The organism is Massilia oculi, assembly GCF_003143515.1.
In the GTDB taxonomy this organism is placed as follows: Bacteria; Pseudomonadota; Gammaproteobacteria; order Burkholderiales; family Burkholderiaceae_D; genus Telluria; species Telluria oculi.
Window position 1 is genome coordinate 1,012,955 of record NZ_CP029343.1, and the last position, 22,166, is coordinate 1,035,120.

General features: G+C 62.9%; 17 protein-coding genes and 1 tRNA gene. 10 read left to right on the top strand and 8 right to left on the bottom strand.

The genetic code is table 11. The features are described from left to right. Positions 1-165: 165 nt before the first annotated feature. The 4 genes from nhaA to DIR46_RS04785 all read left to right on the top strand — a co-directional run bounded on the left by nhaA (position 166) and on the right by DIR46_RS04785 (position 4,102). Positions 166-1,386 (top strand): Na+/H+ antiporter NhaA, encoded by a 1,221-nt coding sequence (gene nhaA / locus DIR46_RS04770; protein ID WP_109344214.1) that lies wholly within the window; start codon positions 166-168, stop codon positions 1,384-1,386. Between the two features lie 12 nt (positions 1,387-1,398). Next, positions 1,399-2,727 carry a TrkH family potassium uptake protein gene (locus DIR46_RS04775; protein WP_109344215.1) on the top strand — a complete coding sequence of 443 codons (1,329 nt, stop codon included), beginning with the start codon at positions 1,399-1,401 and terminating at the stop codon, positions 2,725-2,727. Further along, a complete protein-coding gene (locus DIR46_RS04780) occupies positions 2,720-3,424 on the top strand; it encodes a potassium channel family protein (RefSeq protein ID WP_109344216.1) in 705 nt (234 codons plus the stop codon). Before DIR46_RS04775 ends, DIR46_RS04780 begins: the two co-directional genes overlap by 8 nt. Before the next feature lie 186 nt (positions 3,425-3,610). Further along, positions 3,611-4,102: an META domain-containing protein gene (locus DIR46_RS04785; RefSeq protein WP_162819435.1), complete on the top strand. Its 492-nt coding sequence runs from the start codon at positions 3,611-3,613 to the stop codon at positions 4,100-4,102. A 39-nt stretch (positions 4,103-4,141) separates the two neighbouring features. On the opposite strand, the gene tssA is transcribed toward DIR46_RS04785, so the two are convergent. Next, complete coding sequence (gene tssA / locus DIR46_RS04790; RefSeq protein ID WP_109344218.1) at positions 4,142-5,353, bottom strand: type VI secretion system protein TssA; 1,212 nt, start codon at positions 5,351-5,353, stop codon at positions 4,142-4,144. 362 nt (positions 5,354-5,715) lie between these two features. Between tssA and DIR46_RS04795 the strand changes: the two genes are divergently transcribed. The 3 genes from DIR46_RS04795 (at position 5,716) to DIR46_RS26455 (ending at position 8,801) form a co-directional block, all read left to right on the top strand. Further along, on the top strand, positions 5,716-6,867 hold the full coding sequence (locus DIR46_RS04795) for a tyrosine-type recombinase/integrase (protein WP_109344219.1): 1,152 nt from the start codon (positions 5,716-5,718) through the stop codon (positions 6,865-6,867). 192 nt (positions 6,868-7,059) lie between these two features. Continuing rightward, positions 7,060-7,416: a hypothetical protein gene (locus tag DIR46_RS26450; RefSeq protein ID WP_162819436.1), complete on the top strand. Its 357-nt coding sequence runs from the start codon at positions 7,060-7,062 to the stop codon at positions 7,414-7,416. A gap of 608 nt (positions 7,417-8,024) precedes the next feature. Next, positions 8,025-8,801 (top strand): hypothetical protein, encoded by a 777-nt coding sequence (locus DIR46_RS26455; RefSeq protein ID WP_162819437.1) that lies wholly within the window; start codon positions 8,025-8,027, stop codon positions 8,799-8,801. Positions 8,802-8,950: 149 nt separating this feature from the next. Here DIR46_RS26455 and DIR46_RS04800 read toward each other — a convergent pair whose 3' ends face one another. The 7 genes from DIR46_RS04800 to DIR46_RS04830 all read right to left on the bottom strand — a co-directional run bounded on the left by DIR46_RS04800 (position 8,951) and on the right by DIR46_RS04830 (position 16,566). Beyond that, on the bottom strand, positions 8,951-9,889 hold the full coding sequence (locus DIR46_RS04800; RefSeq protein ID WP_109344220.1) for a DNA-processing protein DprA: 939 nt from the start codon (positions 9,887-9,889) through the stop codon (positions 8,951-8,953). Continuing rightward, complete coding sequence (locus tag DIR46_RS26460) at positions 9,886-10,476, bottom strand: phosphoribosyltransferase (protein ID WP_162819438.1); 591 nt, start codon at positions 10,474-10,476, stop codon at positions 9,886-9,888. Before DIR46_RS26460 ends, DIR46_RS04800 begins: the two co-directional genes overlap by 4 nt. 499 nt (positions 10,477-10,975) lie before the next feature. Further along, positions 10,976-11,065: transfer RNA gene (locus tag DIR46_RS04810), tRNA-Ser, on the bottom strand. A gap of 166 nt (positions 11,066-11,231) precedes the next feature. After that, positions 11,232-13,286, bottom strand: a complete 2,055-nt coding sequence (locus DIR46_RS04815; RefSeq protein ID WP_109344222.1) for a putative bifunctional diguanylate cyclase/phosphodiesterase — start codon at positions 13,284-13,286, stop codon at positions 11,232-11,234. Beyond that, entirely contained in the window at positions 13,279-14,454 is a 1,176-nt protein-coding gene (locus DIR46_RS04820; protein ID WP_109344223.1) for an HDOD domain-containing protein, read from the bottom strand. Before DIR46_RS04820 ends, DIR46_RS04815 begins: the two co-directional genes overlap by 8 nt. A 92-nt stretch (positions 14,455-14,546) precedes the next feature. Then, complete coding sequence (locus DIR46_RS04825; protein WP_229446497.1) at positions 14,547-15,167, bottom strand: response regulator; 621 nt, start codon at positions 15,165-15,167, stop codon at positions 14,547-14,549. A 25-nt stretch (positions 15,168-15,192) separates the two neighbouring features. Next, positions 15,193-16,566 carry a cache domain-containing protein gene (locus tag DIR46_RS04830; protein ID WP_109344225.1) on the bottom strand — a complete coding sequence of 458 codons (1,374 nt, stop codon included), beginning with the start codon at positions 16,564-16,566 and terminating at the stop codon, positions 15,193-15,195. 202 nt (positions 16,567-16,768) lie between these two features. Here DIR46_RS04830 and DIR46_RS04835 point away from each other — a divergent pair, with 202 nt between their 5' ends. The 3 genes from DIR46_RS04835 to DIR46_RS04845 all read left to right on the top strand — a co-directional run bounded on the left by DIR46_RS04835 (position 16,769) and on the right by DIR46_RS04845 (position 22,166). Beyond that, a complete protein-coding gene (locus DIR46_RS04835; protein ID WP_109344226.1) occupies positions 16,769-18,835 on the top strand; it encodes a carbon starvation CstA family protein in 2,067 nt (688 codons plus the stop codon). Then, a complete protein-coding gene (locus DIR46_RS04840) occupies positions 18,835-19,029 on the top strand; it encodes a YbdD/YjiX family protein (RefSeq protein ID WP_109344227.1) in 195 nt (64 codons plus the stop codon). Before DIR46_RS04835 ends, DIR46_RS04840 begins: the two co-directional genes overlap by 1 nt. 221 nt (positions 19,030-19,250) lie before the next feature. After that, positions 19,251-22,166 carry a hybrid sensor histidine kinase/response regulator gene (locus tag DIR46_RS04845; protein ID WP_109344228.1) on the top strand — a complete coding sequence of 972 codons (2,916 nt, stop codon included), beginning with the start codon at positions 19,251-19,253 and terminating at the stop codon, positions 22,164-22,166.

Here is a 22,166-nt window from a genome sequence, read left to right on the forward strand (position 1 = left end):
GACACTCACCCTGTATCGTTGCATCATCGCGGCCACCTCCTGGCCGCTTCGCTTCCTGCCTTCATTCGCCCTCCGCTGGCCCATTCCCGGCCATGCCGGACCGTGGGCTGCCAATTCATGAGACAAACCGGACGGCATATGCGCCGTCGCGGCTGGAAAACAATTATGCGCATCGAACGACGACTTTCCAACACCTTCCAAGAATTCATTGCATCGGGCAAAGCCGGCGGCGCCATCCTGATCCTGTGCACCCTGGTTTCCCTGTCCATCGCCAATTCGGCGTGGGGCCCTTCCTACCTGGGCTTCTGGCACATCCCGCTCGGTGGCCTGACCGTCGAACTGTGGATCAACGACTTGCTGATGGCGGTCTTCTTCCTGCTCGTCGGCCTCGAACTCAAGCGCGAGATGTATAACGGCGAACTCTCCGACCTGCGCAATGCCATGCTGCCGATCCTGGCGGCGGCTGGCGGCATCGTGGTGCCGGCCGGGATCCACTTCGCCCTCAACGGCGGCACGCCGACGCAAGCCGGGGTCGGCATCCCGATGGCCACCGACATCGCCTTCGCGCTCGGCGTCCTGGCCCTGCTGGGCAACCGGGTGCCCGCCTCGCTCAAGGTGTTCCTGACCGCGCTGGCCGTGATGGACGACCTGGGCGCGATCATCGTCATCGCCGTGTTCTACACCGCGCAGCTGTCGGTCGCCTACCTGGCGGGCGCGCTCGCGGTCTTCGCGGCGCTGCGCGTGATGAACAAGTACCTGCGCGTGCTGGCCCTGTGGCCCTATCTGCTGGGCGGCGCGCTGATGTGGTTCCTGATGCTCAAGTCGGGCGTGCACGCGACCATCGCCGGGGTGCTGCTGGCCTTTACCATCCCCTACTCCGCGCAGGAGGACGACGCCGCTTCGCCGTCGCACCAACTGGAACACGTGCTGCACAAGCCGGTTGCCTTCCTCATCCTGCCGATCTTCGCGCTGGCCAATACCGGCATCGTGATCGGCGCCGACTGGGCCGCCGAGCTGACCTCTCTCAACAGCCTGGGCATCCTGCTCGGCCTGGTGCTCGGCAAGCCGGTCGGCATCCTGCTGTTCAGCTTTGCGGCGGTCGCGATCGGCCTGTGCCGCCTGCCGCTCGACCTGGCCTGGCGCCACGTGCTGGGCGCCGGCATGCTGGGCGGCATCGGCTTCACGATGTCGATCTTCATCACGAACCTTGCGTTCGTGGGACATGCGGATATCATCAACGCCTCGAAGATGTCGATCCTGGCCGCTTCGGTGATCGCGGGCACGCTCGGCTTCGTCTGGCTCAAGCTCATGGGCGCGCCGCTGGCTTCCGACCGCGACCTCGACACCATGGACTTCGACGTCGATCCGCCCACGCAACCAAAATAAACCAGGCTGTCGATGAACAAGGTCATCCACCCCGCGCGCGCGGTCGCCCTGGGCTTCCTGCTGGCGATCCTCGCGGGCACCGCGATGCTGATGCTGCCGCTGGCGCGCGCCGACGGCGGCGCCACGCCGCTGATGGTGGCCTTCTTCACCTCGGTGTCGGCGGTGTGCGTGACCGGATTGGTCCTGGTCGATACCGGCACCTACTGGTCCGGCTTCGGCCAGTCGACGATCATGGTGCTGTTCCAGCTGGGTGGCCTGGGCATGATGACCGCCGCCACCCTGCTCGGCCTGATGGTGAACCGCTCACCGAAGCTGCGCACGCGCCTGATGACCCAGACCGAGACGCGCTCGATCGGCATGGGCGACATCTCGAGCGTGGCGCGGGTGGTGCTGGTGGTGTCGGTGCTGTTCCAGCTGGCGATCGCGGCGATCCTGACGCTCAGGCTGCAGTCCGACTACGGCATGGGCTGGGGCGAGGCCGGCTGGGTGGGACTGTTCCATGCGGTGTCGGCCTTCAACAACGCCGGCTTCTCGATCCACCCGGACAGCATGATCCGCTACGCGGGCGACGCCGCCATCCTGGTGCCGGTGATGCTGGCCGCCATCATCGGCGGCGTGGGCTTTCCGGTGCTGCACGACCTGCGCCACCGCTTCCGCGATCCGCGTCACTGGTCGCTGCACACCAAGCTGACCCTGTCCGGCACCCTGATCCTGCTGCTCCTCGGCTACGTCGCCATCCTGCTGTTCGAATGGAAGAATCCGCAGACCCTCGGCGCCTTCGGCCTGCTCGACAAGCTCATGAACGGGATGTTCATGTCGGCGGCGGCCCGTACCTCGGGCTTCAACACGGTCGACGTGGCGGCGCTGACCCGCGAAACCTGGGCCCTGCATTATTTTTTGATGTTCATCGGCGGCGGCAGCGCGGGCACGGCGGGCGGGGTCAAGGTGGGCACCGTGGCGGTGCTGGTGCTCCTGGTGATTGCCGAAGCCAAGGGCCACGCCGATACCGAAGCGTTCGGGCGCCGCGTCGGCTCGTCGGCCCAGCGCCAGGCGATCACGGTGCTGGTGCTGGGCAGCGTCATCGTGGCCTTCGGCACCGTCGCCCTGCTTCGTATCTCGCATTTCCCGACCGACCAGGTCATTTTCGAGGTGATCGCGGCCTTCGGCAGCGCGGGCCTGTCGACCGGCATCACCGCCGACCTGCCCGTGTCCGGCCAGCTGATGCTGGCCCTGCTCATGTTCGTGGGGCGGGTCGGCACGATCACCTTCGCGACCTCGCTGGTGCTGGGCGAGCGGCGCATGCCTTACCGTTATCCTGAGGAGCATCCAATTGTTGGGTAGAATTTTTACGGAGCAGTTCGCGTTTTCGGCCGGCGACAGCGTAGTCGTCATCGGCCTCGGACGCTTCGGCGGCGCGGTGGCGCAGTCATTGATGCGCCTTGGGCACGACGTGATGGGCATCGACACGCGCGAAGACCTGGTGCAGGTGTGGGGCGACCGCCTGACCCACGCGGTCCAGGCCGACTCGACCAACGAGAACGTGATGCTGCAGCTGGGCGTGGCCGATTTCTCGCATGCGATCGTCGGCATCGGCTCGGACCTGGCGGCCAGCCTGATGACCCTGATGGTCTTGACCGAACTGGGGATCAAGGACATCTGGGTCAAGGCGATGACGCCGGAGCACGGGCAGATCGCCCAGCGCATCGGCGCCCACCACGTGATCTATCCCGAGGCCGACATGGGCGCGCGCGTGGCGCACCTGATCACGGGGCGCATGATGGACTTCATCGAGTTCGAGGATGGATTTGCGATCGCCAAGATCAACGCGCCCGCCGAGACGCACAACCGCACGCTGGCCGAAGCCCATGTGCGCAGCCGCTTCGGCGTGACCGTGGTGGGCGTCAAGCGCGCCAACGAAGACTTCCAGCATGCGCTGCCGGAGACGACGATCCGCTCGGCCGACCTGTTGATCGTGTCGGGGCCGACCAAGAAGATCGAGATGTTCGCGGCCGGGGGCAAGAAGCGCAAGGCGCCGTAGACAGGCTGGCGGCGTTCGCGGCTCGGGGAGCGCGCTCGAGCGTTTGGCCGACACGGCCCGCGCTCATGTGTTCATCGGATGACCCAACTGTGCACCTGCCGTCGCACCTCGCATGGGATGATGATGAAAATACAAACCCCAGGAACTGCACCGGGACAGTCCCGGACACGCGTGAGGAAACCAAGCATGTCGAAGCCATCGAGCATTGCCGTCGCGCTCGCGACAGTACTGTGCGCCGCCTGCAGCACCTACACGGCGCCACCGACCAATCCCGCCGGACCGGGCACCCAGGCCATCGCCTTGACCGGCACGACCTGGCGCCTGCACGAAATCCAGTCGATGGACGACGCCACGGGCAACACGCGGCCGCCGCCGGACCGGATCTATACGATGCGGCTGACGCCGGACGGCCGCGCCGCGTTCCAGCTGGACTGCAACCGGGGCTCGACGTCGTACACGATCGGGACCAGCGAGCCGGGCCGGGGCACAATTACGTTCAGCAACCTGGCGATGACCCGAGCGATGTGCCCGCCTGGATCGCTCGACAGCCGCATCGCCAGCGATATGGGGTATGTTCGCTCATACATAATGCAGGGCGACATGCTGTCCTTGAGCTTGATGGCCGATGGCGGCATCTATGTCTGGAAACCCGAGACGGCCACACCGCCCGCCCGGTGAACGTACCAGCTTGCCCGCATCGAAGCGGGCGGCGCCGATCTAGCGGGCCGTCCCCTTGCCGGACAGCACGGCGCCAACGAGCGCGGTAAACTCAGCGCAAGCGGCATCCGCCCCGGCCCGACGCGCCTGGCCCGCCGCGTCCTTCGTGGCGCCTTGCAGGATCGTGTTCTGATCGTGCAGCAGTCCAATCTGCATCGCCATCAGGCGCTCGGCATTGCCTGGCGCATGGATTCCGGCCGCCTTGCAGATGGCGTCGATGCGCCGGCCGAGCAGTTCCGACGCGTCCGGCGGCGAGTCGTGGGCGGTCGACGTGTGGCTCGTCGGGGCAGCATCGTCAGGCACTGCTTGCTCGTGCGGGATCTTGCCCGCGACCGCGCCGGGCTGCGCCTGCTCCTGCACCGCATCCCGAGGGACGGCGCCGGCTTCGCCAGTGGCCCCAAGTTGCAGCAATACGCGCTCGACCGCGCGCAGTGTATCGCACAGCCTCGACATATCCGGCGCATCCTCACCCAGGCGCGCTTCGGTCACGCTGGCGATCGACAGCACGGCGGCCACGCAATGGCGAACCTGCTGAAGGCTGCGCTCGGCGTCCGCTCCCCGGCAAGCCCTGGCATAGTCGATGACGTCGGCACGCGCCTGCAGCGCCTGGCCGCCCTCGTCCGTTGCCCTGCGCGCCATTTCTCGCGCAGCCGGCGAGGAAGCGTCGCCCGACATGCTTTCCCAGTCCGCCAGGCTGAATCGCCCGAGCGGCTCGCCGGATTGGCCCAGCACTGGAACGTGGATCCTGATCGTGATCGCCAACGAATTTTTCATCCACTCGAGCGGCGCCACGCGAAAACCCGGGTCGCCATCCTCGTCCACTTGCGGATGCACGGTCTCCCAGAAACGCACGAGCAGGCCCTCTACCAGCAGCAAACCGCGCAAGAGCCCTTCGAAACCCTGCTGGCGCGTCCAGGCTTCGGTGAGCCAGGCGGCGATCTGCAGATCCTTGGCATAGTCGCTCAATGTCGTCTTGCAGAGCATCTCGACTCTGGCCCAATCGACGCGCTTCCCAGGCTGCTCCCAAGCGCCCATCGGCAGACGCGGATCGTCTTCCCGGCGCGCCTCGCGTAACACGTCGAAAATGGGGGCGAAGCGGATCGGCGGACCGGTGGGCAGGTCTTCCCTGATCGGGTGGAGGAGCGATTCCAGTTCGCTGCGGTGTTCGGCGCTCAGTGGCGGGCCTGGCTGGTTAACGTCGATGTCGGTCATTTGGCGGGAAAATGATGGATGATCCTGACACGATTATTGCGTTCGTGACGGGATTGGTCCATGTGTTTTTTGTCGTTCGGAGTTTTAGCCAGTTGTGCGGAGGACGCAGCTTCCTAGCTGGTCGGGCAGGAATTGACCGTGTGGGACGAAAAAAAGCCCCAGCGTGTGGGGCTCTTGTTCAGTATGCTTGGCGGAAGCGGTGTCCTCCTAACTTTTAATCCAGATCAATTTATCGCTGTCCCGCATAGCACTCATTTCCCTATGAGACAAGCCGCGCATTTGTCTAAGCTCATCCATTGAGATACACTCAAATCTACGTCATAAACGGGGGTAGAAACGTGGGTAAAAGGGAGTTGGAGCGAATGAGCGCAATGGCGGTGAAGAAGGCGACGGCCCCGGGATATTATCCAGACGGCGGCGGACTGTACTTACAAGTGTCGCCTACCGGGTCAAAGTCCTGGATTTACCGATTCACGCTCAACAAGAAGGAGCGGCAGATGGGCCTTGGCTCATACCCTGATGTCACGCTCGCAAAGGCACGGGAATTAGCGACAGCAAGCCGCCTACTTGCCAAGAGCGGTGTTGATCCAATAGCAGCACGAGATAGTCAACGCGCCACCTTTCAACAACAGCGGACCTTCTCCCAGTGCGCAGAGGAGTATTATGAAATTCACAAGCACACTTGGAGGAATGCCAAACACACTGCACAGTGGACGAACACGCTAAAGACATACGCCTATCCGTTCTTCGGCAACAAGACCATCTCGGACGTGTCAAAAGCTGACATTCTTGCGGCCCTTACCCCGATCTGGACGACGAAAGCGCCGACCGCCTCCCGGGTTAAACAACGTATCCATGCTGTTCTCGACTGGGCCGCAGCCAAGGACTACAGACACAATCATGACGCTGGCATCTGGGCACAGATCGCAAGGGCTCTTCCCGCAGCAAAGGGGAATCGCGGCAACTTCGCTGCCTGCCCCTACAAGGATGTCGCCACGACCGTCTCGGCAATCCGCATGTCAGGCAGTGATGATGCTGTCAAGCTGGCGCTGGAGTTCATCATACTAACGGCCGCACGGACAGGAGAAGTACGCCTTGCGGAGTGGTCAGAAATTGACTTTGACGAAAAACGACGCATTATCCCGGGTGAACGCATGAAGTCCGGCAACGAGCACCGAGTGCCACTCCCAGCCCGAGCAGTGGAGATTCTGGAAGCACAGAAGGGGCAACACCCCAAGCTAATCTTTCCTAACACGAAGGGCAAAGCGTACTCCGACATGGTATTTACAGCCGCACTGCGGCGGCTCGGCTATCAGTTCACCGTGCACGGGTTTCGATCCTCATTCCGCGACTGGGCAGCCGAACAAACCAGCTACCCACATGCAGTCTGCGAAGCAGCACTAGCCCATGCACAGAAAGATAAAACAGAGGCAGCCTACTTTCGTTCCGACCTGTTTGAAAAGCGCCGTGAGCTCATGAACGATTGGGCTTTATACTGCACGCCAGGGAATTGACAAACTACTCATCTTCGCGCCTCTATGTCTGATAATCATATTGACGGTTACATTCGATGGATCACTCCGAAAGTGGGCGATCCGACGTACTCACTACTGAAGGCTCACTTATTGTTTGAGGAGCTTCTCCGATCCTACTTGGACAGGATACTCCCGAACGCTAAAGCCCTTGAAGGATCACGGCTAACATTCGTGCAGCTCCTAGCAGTTGCGAAAGCCAGCAGCCCACACGTCGATCCAGAGCACTGGATATGGAAAGCGATCAACGATCTCAACAAGCTTCGGAATACTCTTTCGCATGAATCACGCCCAAAGGCGCTTAGCGAGAAGATTGAGGCATATCTAAAGTTTATCATTGAGAATAGCGGCAAGCCTCTTCCACCGCCTGCCTACGCAAACATCAGCGAATGGCATGACAGCAAGTCTGAGTCAAACGGCGACAGTGCTAGTCATGCTTATTCTGCTATCGACATGGTAACTATTCACTTATATTACTATGCGGCAAGTATCCTGGGCTATAAGCTTGATGCCGAGCCCACCTCTATCTGACAGGATAGAGAAACACGCCATTACTAAGCAAATGGGTACGTTTTCTATGTGACACACTGCACAAATTTTAGGCAACCCCATACTGTGGAGCGCCCCGTTTCCTCCATGAAAGCAACCCACTGCCAGTGATATGCAACAGGAAGCGATTTAAGGTGCCACCACACGGTTTCCATGAAAGCCAGGCTACCACCCCTAACGCAAATAGCAGCAACCCCTCTACGGGCCGTTAAATTGATTCTTACCCCACTTGCAGAGCAGCTTAATACCGTGCTATAATTGACGGTTCGCCTCGATCGGTGAACGTTTTACACTCAAGGCTCGCATAGCATCTTACTTGGCCAAGAGCCGCACTGGCTCTGCATTTCCGGCCACTGATAGCCTTAGCGACACGCTACTCCTTCGTAGGAGACATTCCCCGTTACCTTAGTAGTCAGGTAGTAGACCTCAGAGGGGTACTACTAAAGTACTTCTATTGGTCACTGGGTCGCTCAGGAATAGCCAACAATCAGGGCAGTCATCCGACCGCCTAATTTAACTAGACAAGGAATCAATGTGTCTGTCTTCGGATCGACCAAGGAGGACTATCGACTAAAGAAAGGAACAACAACATGCCGAAGGCTATTACTTCTTATCCAGATAACGTCGTATCAGGAAGAAGGCGAAACAATGCAGGATGGCACCCAAAAGGGAAACGTGCATATAGAGCAGCCAAGACAAAGATCGTCGAATGCCTCACTTACTATCGTGAGCCACGCCTTTATCATCTCATTCTGTCTGGATGTACTTATCAAAAACATAAGCGGGTACTCGTCTCCCTATGTCAGCAACTAACCAGGAGAGGCCTTCCTCATGAATGGTTCTCTGCCCGGGAGTGCAGCAAGGAGCGAGGCGAACACCTTCACGTATTCATTCTGGTCGATGCCGACCAGTCGCCACCGCAAGCACTTCTCAACATGTTCGAGGATTGCTGGCTGGCCAAGGAGTGCCGCAAGCATGGCCTAAACAACCCGTGGATAGCGGCACCGAAGAACGAGATACATGCTGGCAATCACTATGCCCAACTTCCCTACCTCGGCCCGAAAAACCGGGCAACCGAACAAGCTCAAGCGCGCTTGGTCGATGCACTAGAGTGGCTAAGTTATATCCACAAAGCTCGCGATAAGCTTGATAGCGAATGGGAGGAGCAAGGACAAATCTTCTCCGCATCTCGACCCAGACGGGACAAGGCGCTTACCGCTATCGTAATCACTCAACCAGTAGAAAGTGCCGATCCTAGCATAAAGATAAAGACCGGTGACGAACTCTTGGATCGAATGATCGGAAGAATGCAACACGTTTATGCGACATACCAAGCTGGCATGACAAGGCGACAGTCACTACACTGAGCTCATTCGCAGACGAAGCATAGCACAACGTTCTAGGCAGGTAGATATTTTGAAATCCGGGCATTGGATATTCCATACCCGGATATTCGTATTAAACCGCCCTGTCGATATCTGGGAAATTCTAATTTAGGGAGACTATAGCTTAGCTACTACGCAAGAATTGCATTATCACCGAGAATCTGCGCCTTCTTCGCATTCAGCATATTCTCCACCCTAGCGTAATCATCCCTAGAGTAAATTGGCATTGCACCGCGCTTACTCACCAACTGCATAGGCAGCGACGACACGAGATTGAGAGCAGAAGTGGCATCATTCTGCAATACTGCAAAGAGATGCCGTCTATTCTTTAGGCAGTACTCGGCTTGGGTTCTTGTGCCACTCTTTTCTTCTCCCTCGACAATAACCGAGCCGACAGACAGACCAATTTGAATACGATTCCTTAACACAAACTGTTCTGGTTTAGCAGGGATTCCAACAGGATACTCCGACAGCAACAAGCCACCGCTAGCGAGGATTTCATCCGCCAGAGGAGCATTGGCCTTCGGATAGATCGTACCGAGCCCATGCGCCATGACAGCAATTGTCCTGCCTTGCCCCTGGAGAGCACCCCTATGAGCAGCGGCATCAATACCCAACGCCAGCCCACTAACAATCACCCACCCAGCTTCCGCAAAGTACTTGCCAATCCGCTCTGCAATCACCAGCCCATTAGGGGTGGCTTTGCGTGTGCCTACCACTGCCAATCCAGGCACTTGACTAAGTGTCGATAGAGTTCCGCGATAATAAATTACCGGGGGAGCATCATCGATCAGAGCAAGGCTCTTAGGATACGCTGGCGAGGTCACAGGCAATGCCACGACACCCGCTCGAAGAGTCCTTTCGATTAGCTTAATACCAACTTCCAAGTCCGCAGAGCCAAGGGGCGGTAACGTTGGATACAGGTCAGCATACAATTCAACGACTGTGCCTCGTGTTGCTCCTGCATGAGCAAGCGTCTTCAACACCTCAGACGCCAGCTTGGGCGGTATGTACAACTTGCCGACCAACGCCGCTCCGAGTGAAGCATAGAACAAAGACTCTTCCATCATGTGGTCCGTCCCAATACCACCGGGAATACGCGAGCAGCGCCAGCTAAATAAAGCAACTCTGCACACGCCATTAGTGAATTGCCAGTTGTGCCAATGTCATCGAGAAGCAGCACAGCACGGCCCCTACGGTCCCTGGGGATGATGGCATCGATAGAGGCGGTATGCACCCACGGAGCACGATTGCCGCCATTAGCCAATTTTTCAATAGTTTTCGTACGGACAAGCATCGGCGAACGTGGAATCACGAACCTTTTATCAAGGGCCACCAGACGCTCAGCAACAGCAATCAAGCCGGGAGACACCCTACCAGCCTCACTCTTGGGAACAATTGCAATATCAATACTCACGTACGGAGCCAGCGGATAATCCTTCAGCGCTTTAGACAACAGGAGTGCGTAGACCTGCACTGATGCCTTGAAGTTAGCGCCATTTGGATCGCCTTTGACATCCAACAAGCGGCCACACATCTGCGTGAATTTAGGATTCCGTACCTTTTCACCGTCCTCGTTAGTCGTCCAGTAACGATGGTATTCCGTCAGGCAAAGAGTAGTATGCGCGATTCGCATCGCTGTAAATACAATTGTCACGCTTGTCTCTTGTGAATTTAGCTTACTGTTGCGACTATCGCGGCGTTGAATGTTTCCATTAATCTACCATATTCCTACCATCTTGAGAACTCGCCCAGAGATACCCGCTTGCAACACCATGGCAACTATGGTATATTCATCCCATGGTGGCGGCCCACTGGCGATTCTGCACGCCTATTGCAAACATACACATAGGAGGCTTCGGCTTTAACGTTTTAGAAGGAGGTAGTAAATGATTCAGAATGACCATCTCATCCCTGTTACTAAGGTAGCAAGCATCTTGGGGATTGGAGTTAGCACCGCTTGGTTGTGGTGCACGACAAAAGCTGGCTTCCCGATACCAATGCGATTGTCACCGAAATGCACTAGATGGTCGCTGAATGAAGTGAACTCCTTCGCTGAAGGCTTGAAGCTCGCACGATATTGTGGGTAGAAACGGGGGTAAGTCAGCAGCGTGATTTGGAAATCCCATATAAATCAATACGTTATGGGATTTTATTGGCGGAAGCGGTGAGATTCGAACTCACGAACGGGTTCCCCCGTCGGCAGTTTTCAAGACTGCTGCCTTCAACCACTCGGCCACGCTTCCTGTGAGGAACCGGCATTATACATAAATCATCTGGGCTGGTCAGGTTGTTCACGTGCCAGGATGAGACCGGCGAGCTGAGGCTCCCCCCTGCGCGGGAACGACGTGCATCAGCGAGCGGCCATCGATGGGCCGCCAGCGCGCAGCCCGACAAACCCCAGGACCCTGCTTACCCGATCAATAACCAGTTATCCCGCAAACACCGCTCGAAATCATACGCCGGCAGCGGCGCCGCATACAGATACCCCTGCACCTCATCGCACCCCGCCTCGCGCAAAAACTCCAGCTGATCCAGCGTCTCCACCCCTTCCGCGATCACCCGCAAACACAGCTGCCGCGCCATGCTGACGATGGTGCCCGCGATCGCGCAATCGCTCGCATCCTTCGGTATCCCGGTCGTGAACGAGCGGTCGATCTTGAGGGTCTGGATCGGAAACCGCTTCAGGTACGACAAGCTCGAGTACCCGGTCCCGAAATCGTCCAGCGACAACGACACCCCCAGCGCCGTGATCCGGTCCATGATCGCCGTCACGCGCTCGAAGTCGTGCATCAGCGTGCTCTCGGTGATCTCCAGCTCCAGCCACGACGGATCGAGCTGGTAGCGCCGCAAGGTATCGGCCACCCGCGAAGGTAACGACGGCGTAAACTCCCGCGCCGACACGTTCACCGCCAGCCGGAAAGGAGCAATCCCCGACCTCTGCCAGATCGCCGCCTGCGCGCAGGCCTGCTCCAGCACCCACTCGCCCACCTGCACGATCAGGCCCGTGGTCTCGGCCAGCGGAATGAATTCCGATGGCGGCACGATGCCGCGCTGCGGATGCACCCAGCGCACCAGGGCTTCGGCGCCCACGATGCGTCCGCTGGCGATCTCGAACTTCGGCTGGTAATACAGGATCAGTTCACCGTTGCCCAGCGCATGGCGCAAGCCCGATTCGATGCGCATGCGCTCCTGCATGCCCTTGTTCATGTCCTGGCTGTAGAAGGCGACGCTGCGGTCCGGATTGGCGTCGGCGCGCTTGGCGCGCTCCATCGCGATGTCGGCGAGGCCGAGCAGGGTCTCGGCATCGTTGCCGTCCTGCGGATACACGCTGATGCCGATGCTGGCGCCCACGCGCAGGTCGTGCCCGCCGATGAAGAACGGCGCGTCGAGCGAGGCCTGCAGCTTCTGCGCCACCGTGGTGGCCTCGAAGTGCTGGCGGATGTCCGACAGCCCCACCGCGAATTCGTCGCCCGACAGGCGCGCCACCACGTCTTCTTCGCGCAGGGCGTCCTTGAAGCGCTGCGCGACCTGGCGCAGCAGCTCGTCGCCGATGCGCCGGCCCAGTGTGTCGTTGATGCGCTTGAAGCGGTTCAGGTCCACGAACAGCACGCTGCCCGCCGTCTCGTTGCGCTGCGACACCGCCAGCGCCTGGTCGACCAGGCGCGCGAACAGCGTGCGGTTCGGTAGGCCCGTCAGCTCATCGTAATAGGCCAGGTGATGCAGCTGCTCCTCGGCCTGCTTGCGTTCGGTGATGTCGGTGAGATAGGCGATCAGGCCCGTCGGCCGCTCGGCCAGGTCGCGCAGCGGAGACAGCGACAGGCTGGCCCAGAACACCTCGCCCGATTTTTTCCGGCGCCGCACTTCCATCATGCGCCCGCCCTGCTCCGCGAAAAGGTCGGGCTGCATGTCGTCGCCGCCGTCCTCGTCGGCGTACAAGAACAGGATGTTGCGCCCGATCGCTTCCAGCGCGGTATAGCCGAACAGCTGCTCGGCGCCGCGGTTCCAGCTGGTGATGTAGCCCATCTGGTCCATCGTCAGCACCGACTCGTGGATCTGGTCGAGGATCTGGGACTGGTGCGCCAGCTGCGCTTCCATCTGCACATAGGCGTGGGTGGAACGCTGCGCCAGCGCGTGCATCTGCAGCAGGCTGGCCGTCAGCCCTGCCAGCGCCACCAGCTTGCGCTCGGTCTCGGGGCAATACCCTTCGCCGCGGCTCACCTCATACCAGCCGAACTGCTCGATGCCGGCCGCCACCGGATGGCGCAGGATGCGCGCGCCCGGCGGGTTCGGATCGATCAAGCCGGCGCCCGGCACGAAGCGTCCCTCCGGGCTGCCCGTGAGCAGGGCCGCCAGGCGTCCCAGCTCCAGGCTCAGGACGTCGCCACGCAGGCGGAGGATGGCGTCGCAGACGGCGGTGGTGCCGCCGACGAAGTCGAAGGAATCCAGTTCGCGCAGGTCAGACATTCCGGCCCACCTGGATCGCCCAATGATAGGCGTGCAGCAGGCTGGTCCACCAGGCGGCGGGGCTCACGCCCGCCTCTTCCAGCATCGGCTGGTCCGGATGCGTCTCGGTCAGCCGCAGCCAGGCGCCGAGCGCGCCGCACCGTTCGACCAGGGCGCCGGCGACGTCGTCCGGCAGGTACAGGTCGGCCGCGATCGCCGCCATCGGCATGTGCAGCAGGCGGTCGAGCAGCGAGAACACGCCCGTCATGAAGGCCAGGTCTTGCGCGTCGCGGTCGCCGCCCGCCTCCCGGCTCAAGGCTTCCAGCTGCGCGGCGCGGCGCGCCGCCAGCGGCAGCAGCAGGTTCGGCAAGCCGTCCGGCTGCTGGCGCGCGTACAGCAGCAGCTGCAGCCAGCGCTGCAGCTGGCGCCGGCCGAGCACCGTGATCGCATGCGAGAAGCTCGTGATCTGGGTGTTCACCGCGAACGCCGCCGAGTTCACCAGCTTGAGCAGGTGGTAGGCCAGCGCCGGATCCTGCTTGATCTGGTCTTCCAGCTCACGCGATTCGGCGTCGCGCGCCAACAGGCCCAGCAGAGTCAGGATGCGGCGGCGCGAGCTGCCGTCGTCGTCCTTCGATGGCGCCGCGTCGGGGTCATGGGGATAGTCGCCGCTGAACCAGTCGAAACCCGCGTTCTCGCATTCGGAAAAGCGGCGCGCGCCGTCGACGCCGTACGCCAGGTGCGGTCCAAACAGCGAGACCAGGCGGCCCGGCAGCAGCGCGGCATCACCATGCGCGCGGCAATCGCGCGCCGCCGAGCGCAGGGCCGCTGGCGCCTGCGCACCCTCGGGGACGTCGCCGTCGAGCCAGACGCGATAGCCGTAGGCATGCAGCTCGGCCAGCTGGCGCGCAGCGCTGTCGGATGCCAGCGCCCCGGCCTTGATCACCAGGCCGACGCGGTTGGCCGGCAGCAGCGCCAGCACCGGCGCCGTCAGCGCCTCCGGGCCATCCAGGTGCAGCAGGCAGTCGAGCGGAGCGATCGCGGTGAGCAGGTCGGCGCCGGCGAACACCGCTTGCAGGCGTTGCGCCAGGTCGGCGCCGGGCGCCAGCCTGATGCTTAACGCCACCCATTCGTTCTGCGCATTGGCGACCGGGTCGATTGCTACCAGCGGAAAATGTCCCTGCTCGGCCATATGATGTTTCTCAATATTATTCAGGCAATCTTATGGCAGCGAATACTATAAAGCAACCGCAATGTTTCTCAGTGGATATTGAGAGTTCACTCTCAGTTACTACCGGCGCGCTGGACCGCGAAACGGATCAATTCGGCCTGCCCTTCGATGCCGAGCTTGCGCTTGATGTTCAGGCGGTGGGTTTCGACGGTGCGCACCGATAAGTCGAGGTCGCGCGCGATCTGCTTGTTCGACTGCCCGGCCGCGATATGCTTGAGCACTTCCTGCTCGCGCGCCGTCAGCTGGTCGCTCGGCGTGGCCGGATTGGCCAGCTGGCGCGCCAGCGCGGCGCTGTAGTAGATGCCGCCGCCCATCACGGTTTCGATGGCAAGCACGATGTCCTTGCCCGGCGCGTCCTTCAGCACATAGCCGCGGGCGCCGGCCGCCATGGCCTGGCTCACGTATTCGGGCTTGTCGTGCATCGACAACATCAGCACCGCGATGCCGGGATAGCGCGCGGTGAGCTGGTAGGTGGCCTCGATGCCGCTCCCGCCGCGCATGTTCACGTCCATCAGCACCAGGTCGGGGTGGAACTCCCCGGCACGCGCCAGGGCTTCCTCGCCCGAGCCGGCTTCGGCCACCACGGTCAGGTGGGGCGCCGACTCGAGCCGCGCGCGCAGGCCGTCGCGCACCAGCGGATGGTCGTCGACCAGCAGGATTTTTACCTCATTCACTTCATCATTCACTTCACCACTCACATCACCAATCACTGCCTTGCTCCTTCAAATCGATGCTGGCCACCACCCGGGTGCCCGTGGGCGACGACACGATCGAGAACCGTCCGCCGATCGCCTCCATGCGCTCCATCATATTCCTTAGCCCGATGCCGCGCTTGGGATGCACGGCCACGCCGTCCGTATCGAAGCCCACGCCGTCGTCGGCGATGCTCAGGCTCACCAGGTCGCCGACGCGTTCCAGCACCATCTCGATGTGGCGCGCCTGGGCGTGGCGCTCGACGTTGGTCAGCGCCTCCTGCGCGATGCGAAACAGCATCGTGCCCACGATCTCGGGCAGCGCGTCCACCGCGCCGGCCGCGCGGAAGCGCACCGGCGCGCCCGCGTGCTCGCCGAATTCGCTGGCCAGGTGGTCCAGCGCCGGCGCCAGGCCCATATCGTCCAGCAGGGTCGGACGCAGGTCGTGCGAGATGCGGCGCACCTCGCCCAGCAGCGTCTTGACCTGCTCGACGGTACGCTCCAGCCCTGCACGGCCCTGTTCGCGCCGCGCCGCATCGCCGTCGATGCGGATGATGCCCGCCTCCAGCTGCAGCTTGACCGAGACCAGCGCCTGGCTGATCCCGTCGTGCAGGTCGCGCGACAGGCGCGCGCGTTCTTCTTCCTGCGATTCCACCACGCGCTGGGCCAGCGCCTTCAGCTTGGCGTCGGCCACCCTGCCTTCGCTGATGTTCAGCGCCAGGCCGCCGCCGGCCACGCCCACCGCCGCCACCGTGGCCAGCACCGCCATCCACAGCAGGGTCTCTTCGATATTGCGCGACTGCTGGGCGTCGACCAGCGCCAGCGCCGATTCGACGTCGTCGAGGTAGATGCCGGTGCCCATCACCCAGTTCCAGTGCGCGATCGGCACCACGTAGCCCAGCTTGGGCGCCGGCCGGTTGCTCGAGGGCTTGGCCCAGGTATAGCGCAAGAAGCCGCCGCCCCCGCTGGCCAGCGCGATCAGGCGCTGGATGGTGGGCGCGCCGGTCGAGTCGCGCCACTCCCACATATCGGTACCGACCAGCTCCGGCTGGCGCGGGTGCATCAGGTTGTTGCCCCGGGTGTCGTAGACGAAGAAGTAGCCATCTTCGCCGTAGCTCAGGCTCGACAGGATGCGGATCGCTTCGCGCTGGGTGGCCGGGCCGCTGTCCCCGGTGCGCGTCAGGTGGGCGATCGAGCGCGTGGCCAGCTCGACGTAGTGGCGCAGCTCGGCCTCCTTGCTCGCCAGGTAGGCGCGCTGGATCGTTGCGCGCTGCTCGGCCGCCAGGGTCACCCCCTGCTGGCGCACGAAGAGCGCGATCGCGCACAGCGCCACCACCAGTGGCACGACGGCCAGCACGATCACTTTTTGCCTCAGCCGCATAGGTTTTTCTCGCATGGGTCGATTCGAAGGCCTGCATTCTACGTCCGATGGCGGAGACCGATCTACGTAGGATTACGTAGAGACTGCGTAATCATGCGCTTGCGGTACTGACAATAGTGCAAGATACTCAACGGCATGCTGTCAATAATGGCGTCGGCACGTACTGGCGCAAAAGCATCAATCCACTTCGGAGGAGTCACCCATGAAACGTCTCTCGAGCATGCTCGGATGGATCGCCTTGTCCATCCTGGGCGCGTTCTCGCTCGGCTACATCGCGCTCAAGCGCGGTGAAACCATCAACGCCATCTGGATCGTCGCCGCCGCCGGCTGCGTCTACCTGATCGCCTACCGCTTCTATTCGCTGTTCATCGCCACCAGGGTGATGGGGCTCGACCCCACGCGCCAGACCCCGGCCTACAAGTTCAACGATGGCCTCGACTACGTCCCCACCAACAAGAACGTCCTGTTCGGCCACCACTTCGCCGCGATCGCCGGCGCCGGTCCGCTGGTCGGCCCGGTGCTGGCCGCGCAGATGGGCTACCTGCCCGGCATGATGTGGATCCTGGCCGGCGTCGTGTTCGCCGGCGCGGTGCAGGATTTCATGGTGCTGTTCATGTCGACCCGCCGCGACGGCCGCTCGCTCGGTGACCTGATCAAGTCCGAGATGGGCGAGATCCCCGGCCTGATCGCGCTGCTCGGCACCTTCATGATCATGGTGATCATTCTCGCCGTGCTGGCGCTGATCGTCGTGAAGGCGCTCACCGGTTCGCCATGGGGCACCTTCACCGTGATGGCGACCGTCCCGATCGCGCTGTTCATGGGGGTCTATTCGCGCTACGTGCGCGTCGGGCGCATCGGCGAGATCTCGCTGATCGGCTTCGTCCTGCTCATGCTCGCCATCGTCGGCGGCCAGTGGGTGCACGATTCGCCGACCTGGGGCCCGATGTTCACCTTCACCGGCACCGAACTGACCTGGATGCTGATCGGGTATGGCTTCGTCGCGGCAGTGATCCCCGTGTGGCTGCTGCTGGCGCCGCGCGACTACCTGTCCACCTTCCTCAAGATCGGCACCATCCTCGCGCTGGCGATCGGCATCATCGTGGTCGCCCCGGACCTGAAAATGCCGTCCATGACCAAGTTCATCGACGGCACTGGTCCGGTATGGTCCGGCAATATCTTCCCCTTCCTGTTCATTACCATCGCCTGCGGCGCCGTGTCGGGCTTCCACGCGCTGATCTCGTCGGGCACCACGCCCAAGATGCTGGAAAACGAAACCCAGGCCCGCTTCATCGGCTATGGCGGCATGCTGATGGAGTCCTTCGTCGCCATCATGGCGCTGATCGCCGCGTCGACCATCGACCCGGGCATCTACTTCGCCATGAACAGCCCGGCCGCGCTGCTCGGCACCACCGCGCAGTCGGCGGCGCAGGCGGTCTCGCAGATGGGCTTCGTGATCACGCCGGAAGCGCTGGAGCAGATGGCGCGTAACGTTGGCGAGCACACCATCATCTCGCGCGCCGGCGGCGCACCGACGCTGGCGGTCGGCATGGCCGAGATCCTGTCGAACCTGGTCGGTGGCCCGGCCATGATGGCTTTCTGGTACCACTTCGCGATCCTGTTCGAGGCGCTGTTCATCCTGACCGCGGTCGATGCCGGCACCCGCGCCGGCCGCTTCATGCTGCAAGACCTGCTGGGCGCCTTCGCTCCATCGCTCAAGCGCACCGATTCCCTGCCGGCCAACCTGCTCGCCACCGGCCTGTGCGTCGCGGCCTGGGGCTACTTCCTGTACCAGGGCGTGGTCGATCCGCTGGGCGGCATCAATACCCTGTGGCCGCTGTTCGGCATCGCCAACCAGATGCTGGCCGGTATCGCGCTGATGCTGGGCACCTGCGTGCTGTTCAAGATGAAACGCGCCAAGTATGCGTGGGTGACCATCATGCCGACCCTGTGGCTGCTGGCCTGCACGCTCACCGCCGGCTGGCAGAAGATCTTCCACAGCGATCCGCGCATCGGCTTCGTGGCGCACGCCAACAAGTACCAGGCGGCGCACGACGCGGGCGAGATCCTGGCGCCGGCCAAGTCGATCATCGACATGGAGCGCATCATCTTCAACGACTACGTCAACGCCAGCCTGGCAGGCTTCTTCATCTTCGTGGTGCTGGCGGTGCTGTTCTACGGCGTGCGCACGGTGATGGAGGCGCGGCGCGCCAATGCGCCGACCGCCAAGGAGTCGCCGTACGTCGCCATGCCTGTCGCGCAGGTGCAGTGATGTTCGGCACCCTGAAACAGGCCGGCAACTACCTCGGGCAGAGCCTGCGGCTGATGGTCGGCCTGCCCGAGTACGACACCTACCTGGCGCATATGGAGCGTACCCATCCGGACCAGCCTCCGATGACGTACGAGGAATTCTTCCGCGAGCGCCAGGAAGCGCGATATGGGGGAAGCCGGGCGTCGTGCTGCTGACGGGCAGCACGAACTGATCCGACAAGGGGCGCCGCGGGCGCCCCTTTATTTGCGCCCGTCGATGCTAATTGCGACATGGAATTGTTCCCTTTGCCACATTTGCGGATTCGCAAAGCTGTCACCTCCCTAGTGCGTATATTTTTTTCCTGCGGGTTCTTGCCCGCTAGGAGGATCTGCGTCGTTGCCGGATCCGCTGCGCTGTGCCGTTTGCGGGAACCGCGATGCAGAATTTCGAGCGCTCGAGCCTGAACCGGAAGCTGAACATCCTCTCGCTGCTCTCGACGGCGACCGCCCTGCTGTTCGTGTTCTGCGCCTTCGCCGTCACTTCCATTATCCATCACCGCCAGGCCGAAAGCCTGCGACTGGCCGCCTTCGCGCGGGTGATCGGCGCGGCCACATCCAGCGACCTGATGCTGGTCGACCGGCGCCAGGCCGGCGCGACGCTGGCAGCGCTGGAAGCGCAGCAGGACATCTCGGCGGCGGTGCTGTACGACCGCTTCGGCCGCTCGCTGGCCGAATACCGCGCGCCGTCGCGCCTGGGCGCGGAGCTCCCCTCGCTCGACGATCTCGGGCTCGATACGCTCGACGACGCCAATCGCGCGGGCAGCTCCCTGCTGTCGCGCCACATGCGCGTGGTGCACGAGGTACGCCATGGCGAGCTGGCGGTCGGCGCGATCATGATCGAGGCCGACCTGCTGCCGATGTGGCTCGACATCCTGGCCAGCCTGCTGGTGATCGGGCTGGCGATGGGGGCCGCGCTGCTGGTCTCGCTGGGACTGGCGCGGCCGCTCAAGCGCAGCATCGCCGAACCGATCGCCAGGCTGATCCAGGCCGCGCAAAAGGTCTCGGCCAGCCAGAACTACGGCCTGCGCGTGCAGCACAAGCGCAGCGACGAACTGGGCGTGCTGATCGACAGCTTCAACACCATGCTGGCCCAGATCGAGGACCGTGGCGCGGCCCTGCTGCATCACCGCGACGAACTGGAACGCCAGGTCGGCGTGCGCACCGAGCAGCTGGAGAAGGCCAAGAACGCGGCCGAAGCGGCCAGCCGCGCCAAGAGCGGCTTCCTGGCCACCATGAGCCACGAGATCCGCACCCCGATGAACGGGGTGCTGGGCATGACCGAGATGCTGCTCGCCACCGAGCTGACCGAGGCCCAGCGCCGCTACACGCAGCTGGTCAAGCGCTCGGGCGAGCACCTCCTGGTGATCATCAACGACATCCTCGACTTCTCCAAGATCGAGGCCGGCAAGCTGACCATCGAATACATTAACTTCAACCTGTGGGACCTGCTGGACGACATCCACAACGTCTACACCCCGCAGGCGGCGGCCAAGGGCCTGGGCTGCGACTTCGACATCGCCAACGACATCCCGGTGGCGATCTGCGGCGACCCGAACCGGCTGCGCCAGATCATGGCCAACCTGATCGGCAATGCGATCAAGTTCACTACCGAGGGCCGCATCATGGCGCGGGTGCGGGTGGCCGGCGAGGACGCGCAGCGGGTGGCTCTGCGCTTCGAGGTGCACGACACCGGCATCGGCATCTCGCGCGACGCGCGGGCGCGCATCTTCAACGCTTTTTCCCAGGCCGACGATTCCACCACCCGCAAGTACGGCGGCACCGGCCTGGGCCTGGCCATCTCGAAGCAGCTGGTCGAACTCATGAAGGGCACGATCGGCGTCGAGAACGCGCCCAGGCAGGGCTCGATCTTCTGGTTTACGCTGAGCTTCGACAAGCGCCGCGTCGATCCCGACGCGCCCGGCCACCGCCAGCACACGCTGGAAGGACTGCGGGTGCTGGTGGTCGACGAACAGGAGGCCAGCCGGAAGGAACTGGTGCAGCAGCTGGAAGCCTGGCGCGCCGCCTGCGAGGGCGTGGGCAGCGCCGCGGCCGCTTTCGAGCACCTGGTGAGCGCGGCGCGCGCCGGCCGGCCCTACGATGCGGCGGTGCTCGACATGGAGCTGACCCAGACCAGCGGCCTGGCGCTGGCGGCCTCGGTGCGGGCCGAGGCGGTGGCCCGTTCGACCCCGATCAATACCCATTTCGTGCTGCTCAGTCCAGAGCGGCTGGCCGCCGATCCGGTCCAGCGGCGCGAGGCCGGCGTGGCCTACCAGCTGGTCAAGCCGGCGCGCGCGGCCGACCTGTACGCCTGCCTGACGGCGCGCGCGGCGCGGCTGCATCATCCGGCCGCCGCCGCTGCGGCGCCGTACGATGCTCCCCGGCCGACGCCGATGGCGCGCCAGCAGCCGGCGCGGCGCGCGCGGCGCGTGCTGCTGGCCGAGGACAATCCGGTCAACGTCGAAGTGGCCAGGGCAATGCTGGAGAGCCTGGGCCTGGAAACCCACTGCGCCACCAATGGCCAGGAAGCGCTGCATGCGGTGCACGAAGGCGGCTGGGACGCGGTGCTGATGGATTGCCAGATGCCGGTAATGGACGGCTTCGCGGCGACCGGGGAAATCCGGCGCCACGAGCGCGAGATGGGCCGCGCGCGCAACTTGCCCGTGATCGCGATCACCGCCAACGCGCTGCAGGGCGACCGCGAAGCCTGCCTCGCGGCCGGCATGGACGACTACCTGTCCAAGCCCTTCACCCAGCAGCAGCTGGCGGCCGTGATCGGACGCTGGGTGGCGCTGCCGGTGCTGGCCGAGCGCCACCATGACGACGACGCCGAACTGGCGCTCGCGTTTCCCTTTCCGCCTTCGCCGCAGCCGGCTGCACCGCCGCCACCACCACCGCCACCTCCACCTCCACCTCCACCACCAGCGCCGCCGCAGCAGAACGCCCCGGTCGACCGCGCCGCCCTCGCCAATATCCGCGCGCTGAGCCGCGACGCCGGCGACGCCCTGGTGCAGAAGGTGATCAACGCCTATGTGGGCGACACCCCGCGCCACCTGCAGGCGCTGCGCCAGGCAGTGACCACGCGCGACGCCGAAAGCCTGCGCCGCATCGCCCACGGCCTCAAGTCGGCCAGCGCCAACATCGGGGCGGGTCGCCTGGCCGCGGCCTGCCGCGATCTCGAACAGCTCGGCCGCAGCGGCAGCGTCGACGGCGCCGCGCCCCTGCTGGGCGACATGGAGCGCGAATTCCAATCGGTGCGCCAGTCGCTCCATGCCATGCTTGAAAAGGAATCCTGA